Here is an 18,595-nt window from a genome sequence, read left to right as displayed (position 1 = left end):
GGCCGCGCGCGGCCGATACGCGGACAGTGGTGGGTTCATCGCGCCCGCGGGCCAGGCGTTTGCCGATGCCGACCTGATTGTCGACGCGTTGTTTGGAATCGGCTTCGTCGGCGAGCCGCGCGACGACGCTGCGTGCCTGATCGACGCGATGAATTCACACGGCGCGCCGGTCCTTTCGCTCGACATGCCCAGCGGCGTCGACGCGCGCGGCGTCGGCGATCGCGCGGTGCAGGCGGACGCCACGATCGAGTTCCTGTTGCCGAAGGCCGTGCTGCGCACCGGCGCGGCCCTGCAATGCGCGGGACGCATCACCTGTGCAGCTCTCGGCTTGCCCGCCTTGGTCGAGGTTCCTGCGCCCTTCGCTTTGCTCGCCGATGCGGGGGCGATTCCGCGCTGGCTACCGCGGCGCGCACGCAACAGCCACAAGGGTACCAACGGTCGCGTCGCGTGCATTGGCGGCGACCACGGCAGCGGCGGCGCGGTCCTGCTGTGCGCCGAGGCGGCACTGCGGGCGGGGGCGGGTCTGGTCCGCGTCCACACGCGCGACGCGAATCTGCCCGCGTTGCTCGCACGGATTCCCGAAGCGATGCCGGCGCCCGAAGCCAATGAAATCGATGTCGACTGGCCCGACGTGATCGCCATCGGCCCGGGCCTGGGGCAGGGCAACTGGGGCTTCTCGCATCTGCACAGGCTCGTGGAAGAGCGAAAGCCGTGCGTGTTCGACGCCGACGCGTTGAACCTGATAGCGCGGCATGGTTTCGCGCTTTCGCCCGACGCCATCCTGACGCCGCATCCCGGCGAGGCCGCTCGCCTTCTGGGCTGCTCGGCCGCGGAGGTCCAGCGCGACCGCCTGGGTGCCGCGTCGCGGCTCGCGCAGCACTTCGGGGCGGTGGTCGTGCTGAAGGGAGCGGGCACGGTCGTCGCGGCACCCGCGCGTACGCCGCTGATAGTCGATGCCGGCAACCCGGGGATGGCCACGGGCGGTATGGGCGACGCGCTGACCGGCGTCATCGCGGCACTGAAGGCTCAGGGCCTGCAGTCGTTCGACGCCGCGTGCTGCGGAGCGTTGCTCCACTCGGCCGCCGCCGACCTCGCCGCCGCTGACGGCCAGCGGGGGCTGCTGCCGACCGACCTGATGCCGCACCTGCGTCGCTTGGCCAACCCCTGATGAAGCTGGAGCTGGAGGACGCGGCTGCCACCGATGCGCTCGGCGACGCGCTTGCACGGACACGTCCGGCGCACGCGGTCGTGCATCTCGTCGGTGACCTCGGGGCCGGCAAATCCTCGCTCGCGCGGGCGATGCTGAGGTCGCTCGGCGTTGCCGGCGCGATTCGCAGCCCGACCTACACCCTGGTTGAGCGCTACCCGGTGCCGGGCGGCGATGCCGTGCACTTCGACCTCTACCGGATCGGCGACCCCGGTGAGCTCGACTACCTCGGCGTTGACGTCGAAGGCGTGGTCCTGTGGCTGGTGGAATGGCCGGAACGCGGCGCCGGCGCGCTGCCGCCGGCCGATTTGCGGGTGGATCTCGAAGTGGCTGGAGAGGGCCGTACCGCGCTGTTGTCGGCGTCTTCACCGGAGGCGAACGCCTGGATCGCCCGGCTGCGGGGCGCCTTCACATCCGCAAGTCCTGAGGGTTGACTGAGAAACAGGCCGCAGGTCACGGATTCACAAGGGAAAAGTCGCTTGCATTGCACTCCCACCGGTGGTTGACTACGGCCATGCGTGTGAAGGCGGACACCGTGCAGAAAGCGATTCTCGGGGCGGCGCTTCTTGCCGCGCTCGTTTGGAACCTCGCGCAGGCCGCGGAGATTCGTGGCGTCGAGCTCGATCGCGGCGCGACGGGCACGCGGGCGCAGGTCGTCCTCGATGCGACCCCGACCGGCTACCGCGTTATCCGGCTTTCGTCGCCCGAGCGCCTGGTGGTGGATCTGCCGGAGTCGTCGGTCCGTCGCGGCGCATCGCTGCCCGCGCCGGCCGGCGTGGTTCGCGCAATCCGGTATGGCCAACCGGAGCCGGGCATCGCGCGCATCGTCTTCGAACTCGCGCAGCCGGTGGCGGCTTTGCAGCCGCGGCTCGAGCCCGCGGGTAACGGCGCGCGTCTGGTTCTGGAGTGGCCGGGCGATGATGAAGCTGTCGCCTCCGCCAACCTGGCGACCGCCAGCGGCGGTGCTTCCGCCGCTCGCGTCACGCAGCCGGCCGTGGATGGCCTGACCGCCGCGGCCGCCAGTCGTCCGCAAGTCGCGCCCGAGTCGATGGACGCGATCGTCTCGGCGGTTTCCTCGACGCCCACGTCGATTTCGGCTGTGCCTCCGATCGCATCGCCGCCCGCGCTGCCGCCGAAGTCCGTCGCGGCGCGGTCCCCCGCCTATCCGCCAGCGACCATCAGTGCCGCGCCGTCCACCGCACAGACCTCGACCAGGTCCCAGCGCGACGCCAGCGGTCGGCCCTTGCGCCCGCTCGTGATCGCGATCGACGCCGGCCATGGCGGCCAGGACCCCGGGGCGCATGGCCCGAACGGGCGCCGCGAAAAGGACGTTACGCTCGCCATCGCGCGCGAGCTGGCCCGTCAGGTGAACGCAGCAGCCGGCTACCGCGCGTACCTGACGCGCGATGCGGATTTCTTCATTCCGCTGAACGAACGGGCGAGGCTCGCCAAGCGCGCCGGCGCCGACATGTTCGTCTCCATCCATGCCGACGCCGCCGAAAATCCCGCGGCCCGCGGCTCCTCGGTATTCGTGCTGTCCTTGAAGGGCGCGTCGTCCCAGCGCGCGCGTTGGCTGGCCGACACCGAGAACGCGGCCGACCTGATCGGCGGCGTGCGCGTCGAACCGGGCAATACGCTTGCCTCGGTGCTGCTCGATCTCACGCAGAGCGGCAACCTCAAGGCGTCCGAAGACGTCGCCGGCCAGGTGCTGAGCGGCCTCGCGCAGCTGGGGCCGAACCACAAGTCCACCGTCGAGCGCGCCAACTTCGCCGTGCTGCGCACCTCCGACACGCCCGCGATGCTCGTCGAAACGGCCTTCATCTCCAATCCGGACGAAGAGCAACGGCTCACCGACCCGGTGCAGCAGGCCGCGATCGCGCGCGCCGTGTTCGGCGGCATCAACAGCTACTTCGTGCGCACCCCGCCTCCCGGTACGATGCTCGCTTCGCGCAGCGACGAGATCACCGGTGGCAGCGGCCGGACGGGCGGCAGCCGCTGAGACGCGGACCCGCGCGGCAACCGATCCGCGCGACTATGATCGACGGCCATGACCGCGCATGCGCGCGATGACGCCCGCCGTGCCGATCAGACAGCTTCCCGACGTCCTCATCAACCAGATTGCCGCCGGCGAAGTCGTCGAGCGGCCCGCGTCCGTGGTCAAGGAACTCGTCGAGAACGCGCTCGATGCCGGCGCCGGCCGCGTGGACATCGACCTCGAGGACGGCGGCATCCGGCTCATTCGCATCCGCGACGACGGCCTGGGCATGGACGCGGTCGACCTGCCTCTCGCGGTGCAGCGCCATGCGACCAGCAAGATCGCGTCGCTCGATGACCTGGAGGCGGTGGCGACGCTCGGGTTCCGCGGTGAGGCGCTCCCGTCGATCGCATCGGTCAGCCGCTTCGCACTGGTCTCGCGCACTCGCGACGCCGCGCACGCCACCGCGATCGAGGTCGAAGGCGGTCGCGTAAGTGGGCCGTCGCCACGCGCGCATCCGCAGGGCACCACGGTCGAGGTGCGGGACCTGTTCTACAACGTGCCCGCGCGCCGCAAATTCCTGCGCGCAGAGCGCACCGAGCTCTCGCATATCGAGGATTGGCTGCGGCAGCTCGCGCTTGCGAGGCCGGACGTCGAGTTGCGCGTCACGCATAACGGCAAGCCGTCGCGCCGCTGGAAAGGCGAGCGCGACCTGCTCTCGGGCGAACGATTGCACGAGGCGCTCGGCCCCGATTTCGTGCGACACGCGCTGCGCGTGGACCAGGAGACGTCCCGCACGGACGCACCCGGCCTGCGGCTCGCGGGGTGGATCGCCGAGCCCAGCTACAACCGCGCAGGCACCGACCAGCAGTTCCTGTTCGTGAACGGTCGCGCCGTCCGCGATCGCAGCGTCGCGCACGCGGTCCGCCAGGCGTTTTCCGACGTGCTTTTCCATGGGCGGCATCCGGCGTACGTGCTGTTCCTGTCGCTCGATCCGCGGCGGGTGGATGTCAACGTGCACCCCGCGAAGCACGAGGTGCGGTTTCGCGACGCGCGCCTGATCCACGACTTCGTTTACCGCACGCTGCAGGCCGTGCTGGCGGAAACGCGCGCCGGGAGCAGCATCGCGGCGATCGGCGCCCAGGTGGCCGCTGCGGCAACGAACGGAACCGGCTGGGCCGCCCCCATGCGGCAGTCGCCGCTCGGGCTGCAGGTGGCCGAGACGCGCGCGGCTTACGAGGCACTGTATTCAACGCCGGAGCGCGTCGTGAGTCCGGCGTCGGCCTCGGAAGATCCGTTCGCGGCGAACGACGAGCCCACGATGCCGCCGCTCGGGTATGCGCTCGCCCAGCTGCAGGGCATCTACATCCTCGCCGAATGTGCGGACGGCCTGATCGTCGTGGACATGCACGCGGCGCACGAGCGCATTGGGTACGAAAAACTGAAGACCGCGCACGACGGCGAAGGCCTGCGCACGCAACCGCTTCTGGTGCCGCAGCCGATCGCCGTCGCCGAGCGCGAGGCCGACGTCGCCGAACGCGAGTGCTCGACGCTTGCCGCGCTCGGGTTCGACGTGAGCCGCGTGGGACCGCAGTCGCTCATGTTGCGCGCGGTGCCGGCGCTGCTGTCGCACGGCGATTCGGAGCGCCTGTTGCGCGACGTGCTGGCGGACCTGCGCGAGCACGGCGAGACCCGCCGCATCGCCGACGCGCGCGATGAACTGCTCTCGACGATGGCCTGCCACCACGCCGTGCGCGCCAATCGACGGCTTTCGATTCCCGAGATGAACGCACTGCTGCGCGAAATGGAAGCCACCGAACGATCGGGGCAATGCAATCACGGTCGCCCCACGTGGGCGCGCTTCAGCCTTGCGGAGATGGATCGATGGTTCCTGCGCGGTCGTTGATCCGCCACTTGGTGGTGCCCGCTTTCGTCGGTTTGATTGCGGCATGCAACCGCCATGCGCCCGCACCCGCGAAGCCGGTGGTGCTGCCCGCGGCCTACCTCGCGGACGAGCAGGCGTGGCGCACGCAGCGCGCCGCCAAGCTCACGGCGCCCGATGGCTGGACGTCGCTCGTCGGCCTGCACTGGATCGATCCGGGCGCCCATTACGTCGGTAGCGCGCCCGGCAACGGCATCCGGCTTGCCGTCGGCCCCGCGCAGTTGGGAATGCTCGAGCTCAAGGACAAGCACGTGCGCTTCGTGCCCGCCCCCGGCACCGCGCTGACCATCGACGGCAAGCCGGCGCGCCCGGTCGTCCTGCGTCCCGATGACGATCCGGCCGGTGCCAGTACGATCGCGTTCGACGGCGGAAAGGGGCTCGCCAGCGTGATCCATCGCGGCGATCGCTACGCGCTGCGCGTCAAGCACGCCGATGCACCTGCGCGCACCGCCTTCCACGGCCTGCAGTACTGGCCGGGCGGCCCCGGATGGGTCGTCGACGCTCGCTTCGTCGCGAATCCGCCGGGGCGCACGCTCGACATCGCCAACATCGTTGGCATCGTGGAAGCCACGCCGAACCCCGGCCGGGTCGAATTTAAACGAAACGGCAATGCATACCGCCTGGAAGCACTCGAAGGCGACGACGGTGGCCTGTTCCTGGTCTTCGCCGACAGGACGAGCGGGCGCGGCAGCTACGGGGCGGGGCGTTTCATCGACACGGCGCCACCGGTAGCGGGCCACGTGCGCATCGACTTCAACCAGTCCTACAACCCGCCCTGCGCGTTCACCCCGTTCGCGACGTGCCCACTGCCGCCTGCCGGCAATCGCCTCGATCTCGCGATCGCCGCCGGCGAGAAGGCGTACCACTGATGCCCGCGCGCATGCACCGGATCATCCTCATCCTTGCCGGCGCGCTGCTCGCGTTGCCGGTCGTCGGCTCCACGCCTCGAGCGCCGCAGCAGGCGCCGCCGGTGCCGCTTCTCTGGAAGGTTTCAGACGCCGACAGCCACATCTACCTGCTCGGATCGTTCCACCTGCTGGCGAAGTCCGACTATCCGCTGTCGCCGGACATCGACCGCGCGTTCGACGACGCCGAAGCACTCGTCTTCGAAGTGGCGCCGGAGGACTTGAACGATCCCGGCGTGACGCCGCGAATGCTCGCGCTCGCTGCGTCGGATCCGGCGTCGAGCATCGCGCGCGTCATGCCCGCGAACCTGAAGCCCGCGCTCGACAGGCGCCTCGCGTCCCTCGGCCTGCCGTCGGACCGCATGGCGTCGTTCGAGCCCTGGTTCGTGGACACCATGCTGGTGACGATGCTGGGCCAGCGCAGCGGCTACGCGCCCGACGATGGGCTCGACCGCGTGCTCATGGCGCGCGCGCAGCAGGCAGGCAAGCCGGCGTCGGGCCTGGAGACCGTGGACCAGCAACTGGCGACGCTCGACGGCACGCCGATCGCCGAACAGGTCGCATCGCTGCGCGAGTTCGTCGAGGAAGGCGACCAGGCGCCGGCCAAACTCGACGAGCTGCATGCCGCGTGGCGCAATGCCGATGTGCCGGCGCTGGAGCGGCTCACGCGCGAGGAGATGCGCGACCTGACGCCGGTTACGTACCAGCGCATGGTCGCCGAGCGGAATCGGGCGTGGGTGCCGCAGCTGGAGCGACTTCTCGCGCAAGGCCGTGGGCACGACGTGCTGGTCGTGGTGGGCGCGCTGCATCTGCTTGGCGAGGACGGGGTCGTCGATCAATTGCGCGCGCGGGGCTATCGAGTCGAACGCATCTGCACCGTGTGCCGGCCTAAAGCAACCCGCTGAGGCGCGTATCCGGGGTGTGCACCGCGGCGCGTGGCCGCGCGTACGCGCTTGCGCCGTTAGCCGGGCTCGACCATCACGATGCAATCCACGGGGCACGCGGGCACGCACAGGTCGCATCCGGTGCAGAGGGATTCGAGCACCGTGTGCATGTGCTTGGCGCCGCCGATGATCGCGTCGACCGGGCAGGCCTGGATGCACTTGGTGCAGCCGATGCAGTCGTCTTCGATCACGAGTGCAACGCGCACCGGCCCCTGCAGGCCGCGTGCGCGGTCATAAGGGAGCGGCGGCACGCCCAGGACGCGAGCGAGCGCGCGCGCGCCGGCGTCGCCACCCGGCGGGCAGCGGTCAACCGCCGCCTCGCCACGCGCCATCGCTTCCGCGTAGGGCAGGCACCCGTCGAAACCGCATTGGCCGCATTGGGTCTGCGGCAGGAGACGATCGAGCCGTTCGGTCAGGTCGATCATTTCGCCGTTCGCTTGAATCGGAGCCTCAGCGCACTGGCATGCCGGGCGCGGCGCCGGTGTCGGCGTCGAGCAGGAACAGGCCACCGCCGTCGAAACCGGCGGACAGGATCATGCCTTCGCTCACGCCGAAGCGCATCTTGCGCGGCGCGAGGTTGGCGATGAAGACGACGCTGCGGCCGACGAGCGTGTCCGGCTCGCCGTACGAGGCACGGATGCCGGAGAATATCTGCCGCTGGCCCAGCTCGCCGGCGTCGAGCAGGAAGCGGAGCAGCTTGTCCGAGCCCTCGATGAAGCCACATTCGAGAACCTTGCCGATGCGCAGGTCCAGCTTCGCGAAGTCGTCGATCGATACCGTCGACGTTGCGTTCGCGGGCGCGGCTGTCACGGGCGCCGGCGGGCTTACGGAAGGCGCGGTCGGCGCCGTCTTCGGCGCAGCGTCGAGCATGGGCTGAAGGGTGTCCCTGCTGGCGTCGGTCATGGCGTCGATCTGCTTGGGGTCGATTCGGGTGAACAGCGGGCTGTACGGCGCGACATCGCGGGCGAGCAGCGGTTGCGCCGCGTCGCCCCACGACGTCACTGGCGCGCGCAGGAACGTTTCGGCCTGCACCGCCACGCGCGGCAGCACCGGCTTCAACGCGATCGCCAGCACGCGGAACAGGTTGAGGCCCTGCGTGCACGCCGCCTGCAGCTCGGCGTCCGCGCCGTCCTGCTTGGCGAGCACCCACGGTTTCGCATCGTCGATGAAGCGGTTCGCGTCATCGGCCAACGCCATGGTCAGGCGCAGCGCGCTCGCGGCCTCGTTGCGCGCGTAGGCTTCGCTGATGGGTCCGAGCTGGGCGACGAAGCGCTCGTACATCGCAGCGTCCGGCAGGGCGTCGGCGAGACGGCCACCGAAGCGCTTTTCGATGAACCCCGCGCAGCGGCTGGCAAGGTTCACGAACTTGCCGACGATGTCGGAATTCACCCGCGCGACGAAGTCGGACAGGTTGAGGTCGACGTCGTCGACGCCACCGGACGTCTTCGCCGCGAAGTAGTACCGCAGCGCCTCCGGATCCAGGCCGCAGTCGAGGTAGGTGCGGGCCATCACGAACGTCCCGCGCGATTTCGACATCTTGGCGCCGTCCACCATCAGGTAGCCGTTGACGTGCAGGCGCGTCGGCGCGCGCAGGCCCGCGCCGTGCAGTACCGCCGGCCAGAACAGCCCGTGGAAATTGACGATGTCCTTGCCGATGAAGTGATGCATCTCGGAAGTCGAATCGCTGCGCAGGAACGCGTCGAAGTCGATGCCGCGCTTTGCGGCCAGCGTCCTGAAACTGGAGAGATAGCCGATCGGCGCGTCGAGCCAGACGTACAGGAACTTGCCGGGATGGCCGGGAATCTCGAAGCCGAAGTAGGGCGCGTCGCGCGAGATGTCCCAGGCGCGCAGGCCGCCTTCCGCGTCGAGCCATTCCTGGAGCTTGGCCTTCACGCCTGCATTGGCCACGTCGCCGCTCAACCAGTCGCGCAGGAACGCCTCGAACCGGCCGACCTCGAAGAAGAAATGCTCCGACTCGCGCAACTGTGGCGGCGCGCCACTGAGCACCGAGCGCGGATCCTTGAGCTCGGTCGGCGCATAGGTGGCGCCGCAGTTTTCGCAGTTGTCGCCGTACTGGTCGGGCGTGCCGCAATTGGGGCAGGTGCCCTTGACGTAGCGGTCCGGCAGGAACATTCCCTTGGCGGGGTCGAACAGCTGCGCAACGGCGCGGCTCGTGATGCAACCGGCCTCGTCCAGCGCGCGATAGATGGACTGCGTCAGTTCCCGATTGGCATCCGAGTTGGTGGAGTCGTAGTGGTCGAACGCCACGCCGAAGTCGCGGAAGTCGCGCTCGTGGCTCGCCTGCACGTCGGCGATGAAGGCTTCCGGCGTGGTGCCGGCCTTCTCGGCGGCCAGCATGATAGGCGTGCCGTGCGTGTCGTCCGCGCAGACGAAATGCACGGTGTTGCCCTGCATACGGTGCGCACGGGTCCAGATGTCGCCCTGCACGTAGCCCACGAGATGGCCTAGATGCAGCGGGCCATTGGCGTAGGGCAGGGCGCAGGTGACGAGGATCTCGCGGGGCATGGTGGCTGGCGTGGAACGGGGGTCGGCCAGTATCGCATGCGACGTTTGCGCGGCTGACCGCCACAAACGCAAACGGCCCGGTTTCCCGGGCCGTCGGCGTTATTGATTGACTGGGATCAGCGAACGCGGACCCAGGTCGCGGTCTTGCAGAACACGAACTTGCAGCCCGTGACTTCGAGCTTGTTGCCGCCGTCGACCAGCTTGATGCTCTTGGCCTTGAACTTCATGCCCTGCGAAGGCTTGAAGCCTTCGCCGTCGCCCCAGCCGCCACTGATCGGCTTGAGGTTCCACAGGATCGGCATGCCGACGGTCGACTTGCCCTTCTGCGCGCCGTCGCACTTGCTGCAGATGGCGGCTGCAGGATCGACCGCTTCGACCACCTTGGCGGCCAGCTTGCCGTTCTGCGCGGTGTAGACCTCGGCGATGGTCATGACCTTGCCGGTCTCGTCGTCGAGCGTTTTCCAGCGGCCGATGGGCGAGTTGTCGGCGGCAATGGCTGCGATCGGCAGCGAGAGCGCCAGCAGTGCAACGAATTTGATGCGCATGGGAGTCCCCTCATGAAAATGGATGCCCGGCGCGTCGCTCGGGTAGCCATTTATAACCAAATTCGCACGATCTGGTGGGACGGGGGCTGCCGCTCATTCAGCAAGCCCGACGGCCGGCGCGCGCGGCTGGCCGTCCGACCACTCGTGCCGGCCTGCCCGGCTGGCGCGCTCCACGCGCCGCAACGAGGCCGCTGAGGCGTTCCGCACGCTCGGCTGAAGCCGCTCGGAGACGCTGCGCCGCTTGCACTACGGCCCACTGGCCCGTATGGCAGCAAGCGCTGCAAGCGCTCTTTGTCGCGCTGGCGGAAAACCCGCCCGACAAAGAGGGTCGTGGTGCGGGCCGAGTGATTACCTGTTCGAATCTGGTTCGCCGCGGCCCGCGCAAAAAAAAGCCCGGCCGAAGCCGGGCTTTCTGTCGAAATGCTCGACGATTAGAACTTGTAGCCCAGGCTGAAGTACAAGCGACGGCCGACCGGGTCTGCACCGATGGTGTAGTCGTAGTACGGATAGCCGGTATTGCTGGCGTCCTTCCGGTACTTGTTGTCCAGCACGTTGTTGACGGTCAGGGACGCCGTCAGGTTGGGGCCGAACTTCTTGGCGACCTGGAGGTTGTAGAGCATGTACGGCGGCAGGCGACGCGGCGAGAAGCCTCCCGCAGCGTTGGTGTAGTCCTGGCCCACCCAGTTGCCGTTCGTGCCGTAGCGCGTGCCGAACACCGTGCTGGACCAGTCGCCCTTCGTCCAGCCGAGCGAGCCGCGAACGCGGCTGCGCTGGTCGCTGATCGACGGGTCGTCGCGATAGTCGATCAACTGGTCGCCGGGGAACTGGCGATACCGATTGGTCAGGCTGAGCGAGTAGCCGAGTTCGAGGGCGAAACGGCCCCAGTTCGCAGTGTTCAGCTTGTAGTGGTACGTAGCGTCGATGCCGCTTGAATCCTGCAGCGCGGAGTTGATGTACGCCGAGTTGATGCGGTCGATGCGGTTGTCCAGCGCCGTGCCCGGGTTGGGCGGAAGGCGCGTGACCAGGCTGGTGATGTTCTGACAGAACGACGAGCCAGGTGCATTCGCGAACGGCGAACCGTCCGGATTGGTGCCCAGGCGGCAGTTCGCTTCGTTCGCGAGGATGTAGCTGGACGAAAGCTGCGTCGCCGCGTCCTTCAGCTGGATGCGCCAGTAGTCAACCGACACGTCCATGCCCTGCATCACGTCGAACACGAAGCCCGCGGTGAACGATTTGCCTTCCTCTTCCTTCAGGAGAGGATTGCCGGCGATAACCGTCTGCGACGAATAGACGGTCGGATCGCCGACGGTGCCCGAGCACTGGCCGCGCGTGCGCGGTGTGGCAGGCGTCGCCTGGCCGAGACCGGTGCCTGAGCGACAGGCGTATTCGTCGAGGATCGTCGAGAACGACGCGGCGCCCTGCGCGAACACGAGCTGCATGTCCGGCGCGCGGAAGCTCGTGGCATACGAAGAGCGAAGCAGCAGCCTTTCGATCGGACGGAACTCGAGTCCCAGGTTGTACGTGAAGGCGCCACCGACCGCGGTGATGTCGTCGTACTTGTCGTAGCGGCCGGCCAGCTGCGCGGTCAGGCTATTGAGGATCGGAACGCGGAGTTCGCCGCCGACCGCGTAACGATCGCGCTTGCCGTGCGATTCGCCCGAGCTCGTGAGGTTGTAGATCGTGCCAGCATCGCGCGGGCGGAGCTGGTTGGTACGCGGGTCGCTCTCGAGGTCGAACGTCTGACGCGCCGCTTCGAGCACGCCGGCGAAGCCGACAGCACCCGCCGGCAGGTCGAACAGATCGCCGCTGACGTTGAAGTTGAAGGTCGAAGAGCCCGTGCGCCCCTTGTTGATCACTCGCGTCGACAGCGACTGATACAGCTCGGGTGTGAGCGGAGTCGTCCAACGGCCCTGGTTCAGGCGGTAGATCGGGTAGATGCCCGCGCCCGTGCCGGTCGAGTTGGAGAAGCCGAGCTGCGGGCCCAGGAAGTAATCATGCACGGCCTGCGAAAGCAGGCGCGGACGGTCAGCCTGGTAGTCGTAGCGCGAGGTGGCCGCGGACGCCTCCCAGTCGAAGCGGTCGGCAACATTGCCGGTCGCGCCGACCATCACGTCGTAGGTCTTCTCGTCGTACTTCGTCGTCGACGCTTCGAGGCCGCCCAGTTCGAACGGATTGAACACGCGCTGCAGCTGGATCAGCGAGCCGAACTGCGGGTCGAAGTAGACGCTGGTGGCGCCGCCGGACGAGGTGCGGTTGAACTGGTCACCCGAGGTGCCCCAGAACTCGGTGCCGCTGGTGCCGGCCGAGCGGCTGGCGTAGTACGTCGCGCTGCCGAACAGCTGGACCTTGTCGGTCAGGTCGTACGTGCCGTAGCCGTAAGTCGACCAGAAGTCGCTCTTGTTCTGGATCGAGCGCGAGCCAGGCTGCGTGAACGAGCCGCAATACGTGCCGCGCGACGCCGTCGTGCGGGTGGTGTACCCGAAGCGGTCGCAGACGTCCTGGCCCGGGTAGAAGGCGTTGCGGCCGATCTGCGAGCTCGTGCCGGACTGCCGGATCGCGATGAGCGACAACGCCGGGTTGGTCAGCGCGGCGCCGAGCGGGCCGTTGCGGGTATCGGAAAGGAAGTCACGCTGGCGGGCGAATACCGGCTCCGAAACGCCGTACTGGAATGCATAGACCGCGCTCCAACGGTCGCCGGTGCGGCCGCCCGTGTACTCGAGGTTGGCGTTGTCGCCGCCGCCATTCGTCGTGGTGCCGACAGTCGCGCGGATGAAGTTGCCGTCGAAGTTCTTGCGCGTGACGATATTGACCACGCCCGCTACCGCGTCGGAACCGTAGATCGCCGAGGCGCCGCCGGTCAGTACTTCGACGCGCTCGATGATCGAGGACGGGATCGCCTTGACGTTCACGACGTTGTTGTCGCGGTTGTACGGCTGCGGGTACTGCGCCGGACGCCGACCGTTGATGAGCGTGAGCGTGTAGCCCGGGCCCAGGTTACGCAGGTTCACTACCTGCGCATTCGGCGTGAATCCGGTCACGGCCAGATCGCCCGTGAAGGACGCCGTCGTGTTCTGAGTCAGCGTCTGCAGCATGTCGCCGACGGTCTGGAAACCTTCGCGATCGATGTCCGCGCGCGTGATGACGACGATCGGGGCAGGCCCCTCGGTTGTCGCGCGCTTGATGCGGGAACCGACGACGGTCACCCGATCGAGTTCGGACTTCTTGGCGTCCGTGGCGGCATCGGTCGTGGTGGCCGGCGCCGTGGTGGCCGCCTGCTGCGCGAAGGCAGAGGTAGCGGCGGACAGAACAAGAGACGCAAGAACAGCCGACGCGATGCGGCTACGCCGCAGTCGCAGGTGCATAACTGGCATTTGGTTTCCCCGGAACAGAATAATGGACGTCGCCGCCACCCCTGGCAGCTCGTGTGTTTCCTAACGAGCCGACCGTAACATGCAATTAACAAACGAGGGCGGCCCCCGCCATTCATGTTTGCCTAACTTGTGGACACCCGATGACCTCGCAATTGCCTAACCAGCTGCAAGCTATTGAAATTGAAAGTGTTAATTCGCGGCTGGGCGCGTTTTCAAAGGTGCGTGTCGACGCGTCGTCCGGCGGCAGTGTGTCCATCGAAGTGATCGCCGGCGTCCCGGTTGTTGCTCTGCAGCACGAAATCGCCTCGACGATCCGGGCGGCGTGCGCTCAGGAAGGCGCCGTCGTTGCAGGCGTCGCGATCCGCCAACGCATCGACGCACATGCGCCGCAGGGCAGCACGGCCCCGCTCGCTTCCGTCCGCAACATCATCGCGGTCGGGTCCGGGAAAGGCGGCGTCGGCAAGTCGACGGTCGCGGTCAACCTGGCCGTCGCGCTCGCCAGGGAGGGCGCGCGCGTCGGCATCCTCGACGCCGATATCTACGGGCCCAGTGTGCCGACGATGCTCGGCATCACCGGTCGTCCGGACAGCCCCGACGGCAAGTCGATCGAGCCGCTGCGCGCGCACGGCATCCAGGCGATGTCGATCGGACTCCTGGTCGAGCAGGAGACGCCGATGATCTGGCGCGGCCCGATGGCGACGTCCGCGCTCACGCAGCTCCTCAATGATTCGCGCTGGGACGATCTCGACTATCTGATCGTCGATCTGCCGCCGGGCACTGGCGACATCCAGCTCACGCTCGCGCAGAAGATTCCGGTCGCCGGCGCGGTGGTGGTCACGACGCCGCAGGACGTCGCGACACTCGATGCACGCAAGGCGTTGCGCATGTTCGAAAAGGTCGAGGTGCCGATCCTCGGCCTCGTCGAGAACATGGCGCTGCACGTCTGCTCCAACTGCGGGCAGGCCGAGCACATTTTCGGAGAAGGCGGCGGCGCGCGGCTCGCGGCGCAATACGGCTATCCGTTGCTGGGCAGCCTGCCGCTCGAGCGTGCGATCCGTGAGCGCGGGGACGCGGGAGCGCCGATCGTGGTGTCCGAGCCCGAGTCGCCGTCCGCGCAGGCGTTCGTGGCGATGGCGCGGCGCGTCGCGCTGGAACTGGCCAAGCGCCCGGTGGTGGCGCGCCCGCTGTCGATCCAGCTGGCGAACGATTGAGCGCGGCCCCGGCACGCCGCCGGCTAGAATGCGCGTTTAACGCACGGACGGCCCGATGAGCATCAAGAGCGACCGCTGGATCCGCCGCATGGCGGAAGGGCACGGCATGATCGAGCCGTTCGAGCCCGGCCAGGTGAAAGTGTCGGCGTCCGGCGAGCGCATCGTCAGCTTCGGCACGTCCAGCTACGGCTACGACGTGCGCTGCTCGCGCGAGTTCAAGATCTTCACCAACATCAATTCGACCATCGTCGATCCCAAGCACTTCGACAGCGGCAGCTTCGTCGACATCGAGTCCGACGTCTGCATCATTCCGCCCAATTCGTTCGCGCTCGCGCGCACCGTCGAGTACTTCCGGATCCCGCGCGACACGCTCGTCGTCTGCCTCGGCAAGAGCACGTATGCGCGCTGCGGGATCATCGTCAACGTCACGCCGCTGGAGCCCGAGTGGGAGGGCCACGTGACGCTCGAATTCAGCAACACGACACCGCTTCCCGCGCGGATCTACGCGAACGAAGGCGTCGCGCAGATGCTGTTCTTCCAGTCCGACGAAGTCTGCGAAACGTCCTACCGCGATCGCGGTGGCAAGTACCAGGGACAGACGGGCGTCACGCTGCCGAAGACCTGATCGCCGCTCTACAGCGCGAGGGCGGCCCGGAGGCGGGCGAGCAGGGTTGAGGATTCGTCAGCCGGGTAGGGCAGCGCGGACCCGACCCCCCAGACCGGCCGCGGCCATGCCGCGTCTTCGTGGAAGCGCGCGATCACGTGCACGTGCAGTTGGGCCACGATATTGCCCAGCGTGGCGACATTGAGCTTTGACGGCGAACAAAGGGTGCGCAGCGCCTGGCTGGCGAGGGTGATCTCGTCTGCGAGTCGATGTTGCGTCTGGCGGTCGAGGTCGATCCACTCCGTCGCACCGACGATTCGCGGCACCAGGATCAGCCACGGAAAACGGTTGTCGTCCATCAGGCGCACGTCACACAGGGACAGCGCGCCGACCAGGTGCGTGTCGGCATCGAGTCGCGAATCCAGGGCCCAACGGCTCACGCGAGCGCGTCGCGGAAGAACCGGGTGGTGCGCGTCCACGCAAGGGCCGCGGCGGCTGCGTCGTAGTCGGCGCGACGGTCGCAGTTGAAGCCATGGCCGGCGTCGTAAACGTAGGTTTCCGCGTCCGGGTATGCGTCGCGATGCTTCTGGATGTCGGCGGCCGGAATGCTCGAGTCACGCGCGCCGAAGTGGAACTGCATCGGTGCGCGCAGCGGTTCGCCCAGGAACCCCACGCTTCGCGCGCCGTAGTAGCTCGACGCGGGCAGGCCAAGGCGCGTGTTGGCGAGCAGGGCGACGCTTCCGCCCCAGCAGAAGCCGACGACGCCGACCTTCGAGGTGCCGGTGCCGGTACGCAGCTGGCCCGCAGCGGCCTCCACGATGTCCACCGCGCGCTCGATGCCGAGGGCTCCGACGAGTTCCCGTCCATGCGCCATGCCGGCCGCGTCGTAGTCGAGCTGGACGTTGGGCTCGACCGGATCGAACAGCGAGGGCGCCACCACTTCGAAGCCCTCCTTCGCGAAACGGTCGGCCACGTCGCGGATGTGCGTGTTCACGCCGAAGATTTCCTGGATGACCACGAGCGCGCCGGCCCGCTCGCCGCTCGGGGTCGAATGCCAGGCGCGCACGCGGCCGTGCGGGGTGTCGAGATCGATCCAGCTGCCCATGTCGCCTCCGGTGAATGCATGCCACGGCCGCTCGGGGGCGCCCGCCGCACGTCGTTATACTGGACACCCGCCGCGACCGCCGTCGCGGCCTGCCGGGCCGTCGGTGACGACCGCCCCTCGAGATCCCGCCATGTCCGTCCAGAATCCTCTCCGGAACCCCAGGGTGGGCTTCGTCAGCCTCGGCTGCCCGAAGGCCCTCGTCGACTCCGAACGCATCCTCACGCAGCTGCGCGTCGAGGGCTACGACCTCGTGCAGACGTACGACGATGCCGACGTCGTGGTGGTCAACACCTGCGGCTTCATCGATTCCGCCGTGACCGAATCGCTGGATGCGATCGGGGAGGCGCTGGCGGAGAACGGGAAGGTCATCGTCACGGGCTGCCTGGGCAAGCGCGCCGACGTGATCCGCGAAGCGCATCCGGACGTGCTGGCCATCAGCGGCCCCGCCGACTACGCGAGCGTGATGTCGGCTGTGCATGCCGCGCTTCCGCAGGTGCGCAATCCCTTCGTCGATCTGATGCCTGCCGCGCACGACGACATCGGCATCAAGCTGACGCCGAAGCACTACGCGTACCTGAAGATTTCCGAGGGCTGCAACCACCGCTGCAGCTTCTGCATCATCCCGTCGATGCGCGGCGACCTGGTCTCGCGTCCAGTGGACGACGTACTGCGCGAGGCCGAGCGCCTTGTCATCGGCGGCGTGCGTGAGCTGCTCGTCGTGTCGCAGGACACCAGCGCCTACGGCGTCGACATGCGTTACGCCGAGCGCGAGTGGCGCGGCCGTACCTACCAGACGCGGATGAAATCGCTGTGCGAGGGGCTGTCGCAGCTGGGCGTCTGGTCGCGCATGCATTACGTCTACCCGTACCCGCACGTCGACGACGTCATCCCGCTGATGGCGGACGGCAAGGTGCTGCCGTACCTCGACATTCCGTTCCAGCACGCAAGCCCGCGCGTGTTGCGCCTGATGAAGCGGCCGGGCGCGGTCGAGAAGACGCTCGAGCGCGTGCAGAACTGGCGGCGAATGGCGCCCGACCTGACGATCCGCAGCACGTTCATCGTCGGCTTCCCCGGCGAGACCGAAGCCGAGTTCGAGGAGCTGCTCGATTTTCTTGACGAAGCGCAGCTCGATCGCGTCGGCGCATTCGCGTATTCGCCCGTCGAAGGTGCAGCCGCGAACGCGCTGCCCGATCCCGTGCCGGAAGAACTCAAGCTGGAACGCCTCGCGCGTTTCATGGAGCGCCAGGCGGAGATTTCCGCGGCACGGCTCGAGGCCAAGGTCGGAACCGTGCAGCGCTGCCTCGTCGACATGGTGGATGGCGACCTTGCGATCGCGCGCTCGAAGGCGGATGCGCCGGAGATCGACGGCGTGGTGCAGATCCAGAACGGCCTCGAGATGCAGCTGCAGCCGGGTCAGTTCGTCGATGTCGAGATCATGGGCAGCGACGAGCACGACCTTTACGGCGAGGCGCTCGAACCGGCGCAGACGCAGGCGCTGCCGCTGCCGGTGCGCGCGTAAGGCCGGGCACCACTAGCCCGCGTAGTCGATGGCGACCACCGCGACGCGAAGCGGTCCTGAAGGCATCTGCACCTCGACCTCGTCGTCGACGCGCTTTTTGAGCAATGCGCGCGCCAATGGCGAGTCGATGCTGATGTCGCCGCGGCCGGGCTCCGCCTCGTCCGGGCCGACGATTCGATAGCGGACCAGCTCGCCCGCGGCCGTATCTTCCAGCTCGACGGTCGCACCGAAGTAGATCGCATCGCGGTCGGCCGGCGCGGTTTCGACCACGCGCAGGGAGGGCACACGCTTGCTCAGGTAACGCACGCGTCGGTCCAGCTCACCCAGCTGTTTCTTGCGGTAGATGTATTCGGCATTCTCGGAGCGATCGCCCTCCGCCGCCGCAGCTGAAAGGGCGCGCACGATCTCGGGCCGCTTCGCACGCCACAGGTCGTCGAGTTCGGCCTTCATCCGCTCGAAGCCCGCGCGCGTGATCAATGCGGTGCTGTGTTCGGCGGGGGGGCGCCAGCGTCCCATCGTCTATCAACTATCGACCGAGGCCGGCCGCCGCACCGCGCGCGCGGCGCGTAGTGCTGCAAGACCCCGGTCCTCCGCAATCACCGGCCGCGACCGCCGAGCAGGCTGCCCAGCAGGCCCCGCACGATCTGCCGGCCCAGCTGGCTGCCGACGGTTCGCGCCGCCTGTTTCGCCATCGTCTCCACGATTCCCTGCCGGTTCGAAACACGCGCGGCGGGTGCGGCG

General features: G+C 68.1%; 17 protein-coding genes. 9 read left to right on the top strand and 8 right to left on the bottom strand.

Going from position 1 to position 18,595, the window contains the following annotated elements; genetic code table 11:
- The 6 genes from FW784_RS06445 to FW784_RS06420 all read left to right on the top strand — a co-directional run.
- Nucleotides 1-1,168: NAD(P)H-hydrate dehydratase (locus tag FW784_RS06445; protein WP_149352534.1), on the top strand; the 1,168-nt coding region annotated here is incomplete at its 5' end.
- A complete protein-coding gene (gene tsaE, locus FW784_RS06440) occupies nucleotides 1,168-1,641 on the top strand; it encodes a tRNA (adenosine(37)-N6)-threonylcarbamoyltransferase complex ATPase subunit type 1 TsaE (RefSeq protein ID WP_149352533.1) in 474 nt (157 codons plus the stop codon). The genes FW784_RS06445 and tsaE, both read left to right, overlap by 1 nt.
- An 80-nt stretch (nucleotides 1,642-1,721) precedes the next feature.
- Nucleotides 1,722-3,206, top strand: a complete 1,485-nt coding sequence (locus FW784_RS06435) for an N-acetylmuramoyl-L-alanine amidase (RefSeq protein ID WP_149352532.1) — start codon at nucleotides 1,722-1,724, stop codon at nucleotides 3,204-3,206.
- A gap of 67 nt (nucleotides 3,207-3,273) precedes the next feature.
- Nucleotides 3,274-5,088 (top strand): DNA mismatch repair endonuclease MutL, encoded by a 1,815-nt coding sequence (gene mutL, locus FW784_RS06430; RefSeq protein ID WP_425481599.1) that lies wholly within the window; start codon nucleotides 3,274-3,276, stop codon nucleotides 5,086-5,088.
- Entirely contained in the window at nucleotides 5,067-5,993 is a 927-nt protein-coding gene (locus FW784_RS06425; protein WP_235893599.1) for a DUF1684 domain-containing protein, read from the top strand. The genes mutL and FW784_RS06425 overlap by 22 nt, the downstream gene beginning before the upstream one ends.
- Complete coding sequence (locus tag FW784_RS06420) at nucleotides 5,993-6,934, top strand: TraB/GumN family protein (RefSeq protein WP_149352531.1); 942 nt, start codon at nucleotides 5,993-5,995, stop codon at nucleotides 6,932-6,934. Before FW784_RS06425 ends, FW784_RS06420 begins: the two co-directional genes overlap by 1 nt.
- A gap of 56 nt (nucleotides 6,935-6,990) precedes the next feature.
- Here the strand turns inward: FW784_RS06420 and rnfB are convergent, their stop codons facing one another.
- The 4 genes from rnfB to FW784_RS06400 form a co-directional block, all read right to left on the bottom strand.
- Nucleotides 6,991-7,398 (bottom strand): Rnf electron transport complex subunit RnfB, encoded by a 408-nt coding sequence (gene rnfB / locus FW784_RS06415; protein WP_149352530.1) that lies wholly within the window; start codon nucleotides 7,396-7,398, stop codon nucleotides 6,991-6,993.
- A 25-nt stretch (nucleotides 7,399-7,423) separates the two neighbouring features.
- Nucleotides 7,424-9,499 carry a methionine--tRNA ligase gene (metG, locus tag FW784_RS06410; protein WP_149352529.1) on the bottom strand — a complete coding sequence of 692 codons (2,076 nt, stop codon included), beginning with the start codon at nucleotides 9,497-9,499 and terminating at the stop codon, nucleotides 7,424-7,426.
- Nucleotides 9,500-9,615: 116 nt separating this feature from the next.
- Nucleotides 9,616-10,044, bottom strand: a complete 429-nt coding sequence (locus FW784_RS06405) for a DUF2147 domain-containing protein (protein ID WP_149352528.1) — start codon at nucleotides 10,042-10,044, stop codon at nucleotides 9,616-9,618.
- Between the two features lie 431 nt (nucleotides 10,045-10,475).
- Nucleotides 10,476-13,415 (bottom strand): TonB-dependent receptor domain-containing protein, encoded by a 2,940-nt coding sequence (locus FW784_RS06400; protein WP_149352527.1) that lies wholly within the window; start codon nucleotides 13,413-13,415, stop codon nucleotides 10,476-10,478.
- A 140-nt stretch (nucleotides 13,416-13,555) separates the two neighbouring features.
- Here FW784_RS06400 and apbC point away from each other — a divergent pair, with 140 nt between their 5' ends.
- Both apbC and dcd read left to right on the top strand, forming a co-directional pair.
- The gene (apbC, locus tag FW784_RS06395) at nucleotides 13,556-14,626 is read left to right on the top strand and encodes an iron-sulfur cluster carrier protein ApbC (protein ID WP_149352526.1); all 1,071 of its coding nucleotides are present in this window, start codon (nucleotides 13,556-13,558) and stop codon (nucleotides 14,624-14,626) included.
- Between the two features lie 55 nt (nucleotides 14,627-14,681).
- Nucleotides 14,682-15,251: a dCTP deaminase gene (gene dcd / locus FW784_RS06390; RefSeq protein ID WP_149352525.1), complete on the top strand. Its 570-nt coding sequence runs from the start codon at nucleotides 14,682-14,684 to the stop codon at nucleotides 15,249-15,251.
- Between the two features lie 8 nt (nucleotides 15,252-15,259).
- Here dcd and FW784_RS06385 read toward each other — a convergent pair whose 3' ends face one another.
- Together FW784_RS06385 and FW784_RS06380 are read right to left on the bottom strand one after the other, a co-directional pair.
- Nucleotides 15,260-15,670 carry an HIT domain-containing protein gene (locus tag FW784_RS06385; protein WP_149352524.1) on the bottom strand — a complete coding sequence of 137 codons (411 nt, stop codon included), beginning with the start codon at nucleotides 15,668-15,670 and terminating at the stop codon, nucleotides 15,260-15,262.
- Nucleotides 15,667-16,335, bottom strand: a complete 669-nt coding sequence (locus FW784_RS06380; RefSeq protein ID WP_149352523.1) for a dienelactone hydrolase family protein — start codon at nucleotides 16,333-16,335, stop codon at nucleotides 15,667-15,669. The genes FW784_RS06385 and FW784_RS06380 overlap by 4 nt, the downstream gene beginning before the upstream one ends.
- A 130-nt stretch (nucleotides 16,336-16,465) precedes the next feature.
- On the opposite strand from FW784_RS06380, the gene rimO reads away from it, so the two are divergent.
- Nucleotides 16,466-17,854, top strand: coding sequence for a 30S ribosomal protein S12 methylthiotransferase RimO (rimO, locus tag FW784_RS06375; RefSeq protein WP_149352522.1), 1,389 nt, complete (start codon nucleotides 16,466-16,468; stop codon nucleotides 17,852-17,854).
- Between the two features lie 12 nt (nucleotides 17,855-17,866).
- Here the strand turns inward: rimO and greB are convergent, their stop codons facing one another.
- Together greB and FW784_RS06365 are read right to left on the bottom strand one after the other, a co-directional pair.
- On the bottom strand, nucleotides 17,867-18,370 hold the full coding sequence (gene greB, locus FW784_RS06370; protein ID WP_149352521.1) for a transcription elongation factor GreB: 504 nt from the start codon (nucleotides 18,368-18,370) through the stop codon (nucleotides 17,867-17,869).
- Nucleotides 18,371-18,450: 80 nt separating this feature from the next.
- Nucleotides 18,451-18,595: helicase HerA-like domain-containing protein (locus FW784_RS06365; protein ID WP_149352520.1), on the bottom strand; the 145-nt coding region annotated here is incomplete at its 5' end.

Origin of the sequence: Cognatilysobacter lacus (assembly GCF_008274655.1) — a bacterium.
GTDB lineage: Bacteria > Pseudomonadota > Gammaproteobacteria > Xanthomonadales > Xanthomonadaceae > Cognatilysobacter > Cognatilysobacter lacus.
The sequence above is the reverse complement of the archived record's forward strand: the minus strand, read 5'-3'. Positions and strand labels throughout refer to the sequence as shown.

What these genes read in the sequence shown, in the direction of transcription:
- tsaE (WP_149352533.1), top strand. Translation starts at nt 1,168, where the DNA reads ATGAAGCTGGAGCTGGAGGACGCGGCTGCCACCGATGCGCTCGGCGAC.
- FW784_RS06435 (WP_149352532.1), top strand. Translation starts at nt 1,722, where the DNA reads ATGCGTGTGAAGGCGGACACCGTGCAGAAAGCGATTCTCGGGGCGGCG.
- mutL (WP_425481599.1), top strand. Translation starts at nt 3,274, where the DNA reads ATGACGCCCGCCGTGCCGATCAGACAGCTTCCCGACGTCCTCATCAAC.
- FW784_RS06425 (WP_235893599.1), top strand. Translation starts at nt 5,067, where the DNA reads ATGGTTCCTGCGCGGTCGTTGATCCGCCACTTGGTGGTGCCCGCTTTC.
- FW784_RS06420 (WP_149352531.1), top strand. Translation starts at nt 5,993, where the DNA reads ATGCCCGCGCGCATGCACCGGATCATCCTCATCCTTGCCGGCGCGCTG.
- rnfB (WP_149352530.1), bottom strand. Translation starts at nt 7,398, where the DNA reads ATGATCGACCTGACCGAACGGCTCGATCGTCTCCTGCCGCAGACCCAA.
- metG (WP_149352529.1), bottom strand. Translation starts at nt 9,499, where the DNA reads ATGCCCCGCGAGATCCTCGTCACCTGCGCCCTGCCCTACGCCAATGGC.
- FW784_RS06405 (WP_149352528.1), bottom strand. Translation starts at nt 10,044, where the DNA reads ATGCGCATCAAATTCGTTGCACTGCTGGCGCTCTCGCTGCCGATCGCA.
- FW784_RS06400 (WP_149352527.1), bottom strand. Translation starts at nt 13,415, where the DNA reads ATGCCAGTTATGCACCTGCGACTGCGGCGTAGCCGCATCGCGTCGGCT.
- apbC (WP_149352526.1), top strand. Translation starts at nt 13,556, where the DNA reads ATGACCTCGCAATTGCCTAACCAGCTGCAAGCTATTGAAATTGAAAGT.
- dcd (WP_149352525.1), top strand. Translation starts at nt 14,682, where the DNA reads ATGAGCATCAAGAGCGACCGCTGGATCCGCCGCATGGCGGAAGGGCAC.
- FW784_RS06380 (WP_149352523.1), bottom strand. Translation starts at nt 16,335, where the DNA reads ATGGGCAGCTGGATCGATCTCGACACCCCGCACGGCCGCGTGCGCGCC.
- rimO (WP_149352522.1), top strand. Translation starts at nt 16,466, where the DNA reads ATGTCCGTCCAGAATCCTCTCCGGAACCCCAGGGTGGGCTTCGTCAGC.
- greB (WP_149352521.1), bottom strand. Translation starts at nt 18,370, where the DNA reads ATGGGACGCTGGCGCCCCCCCGCCGAACACAGCACCGCATTGATCACG.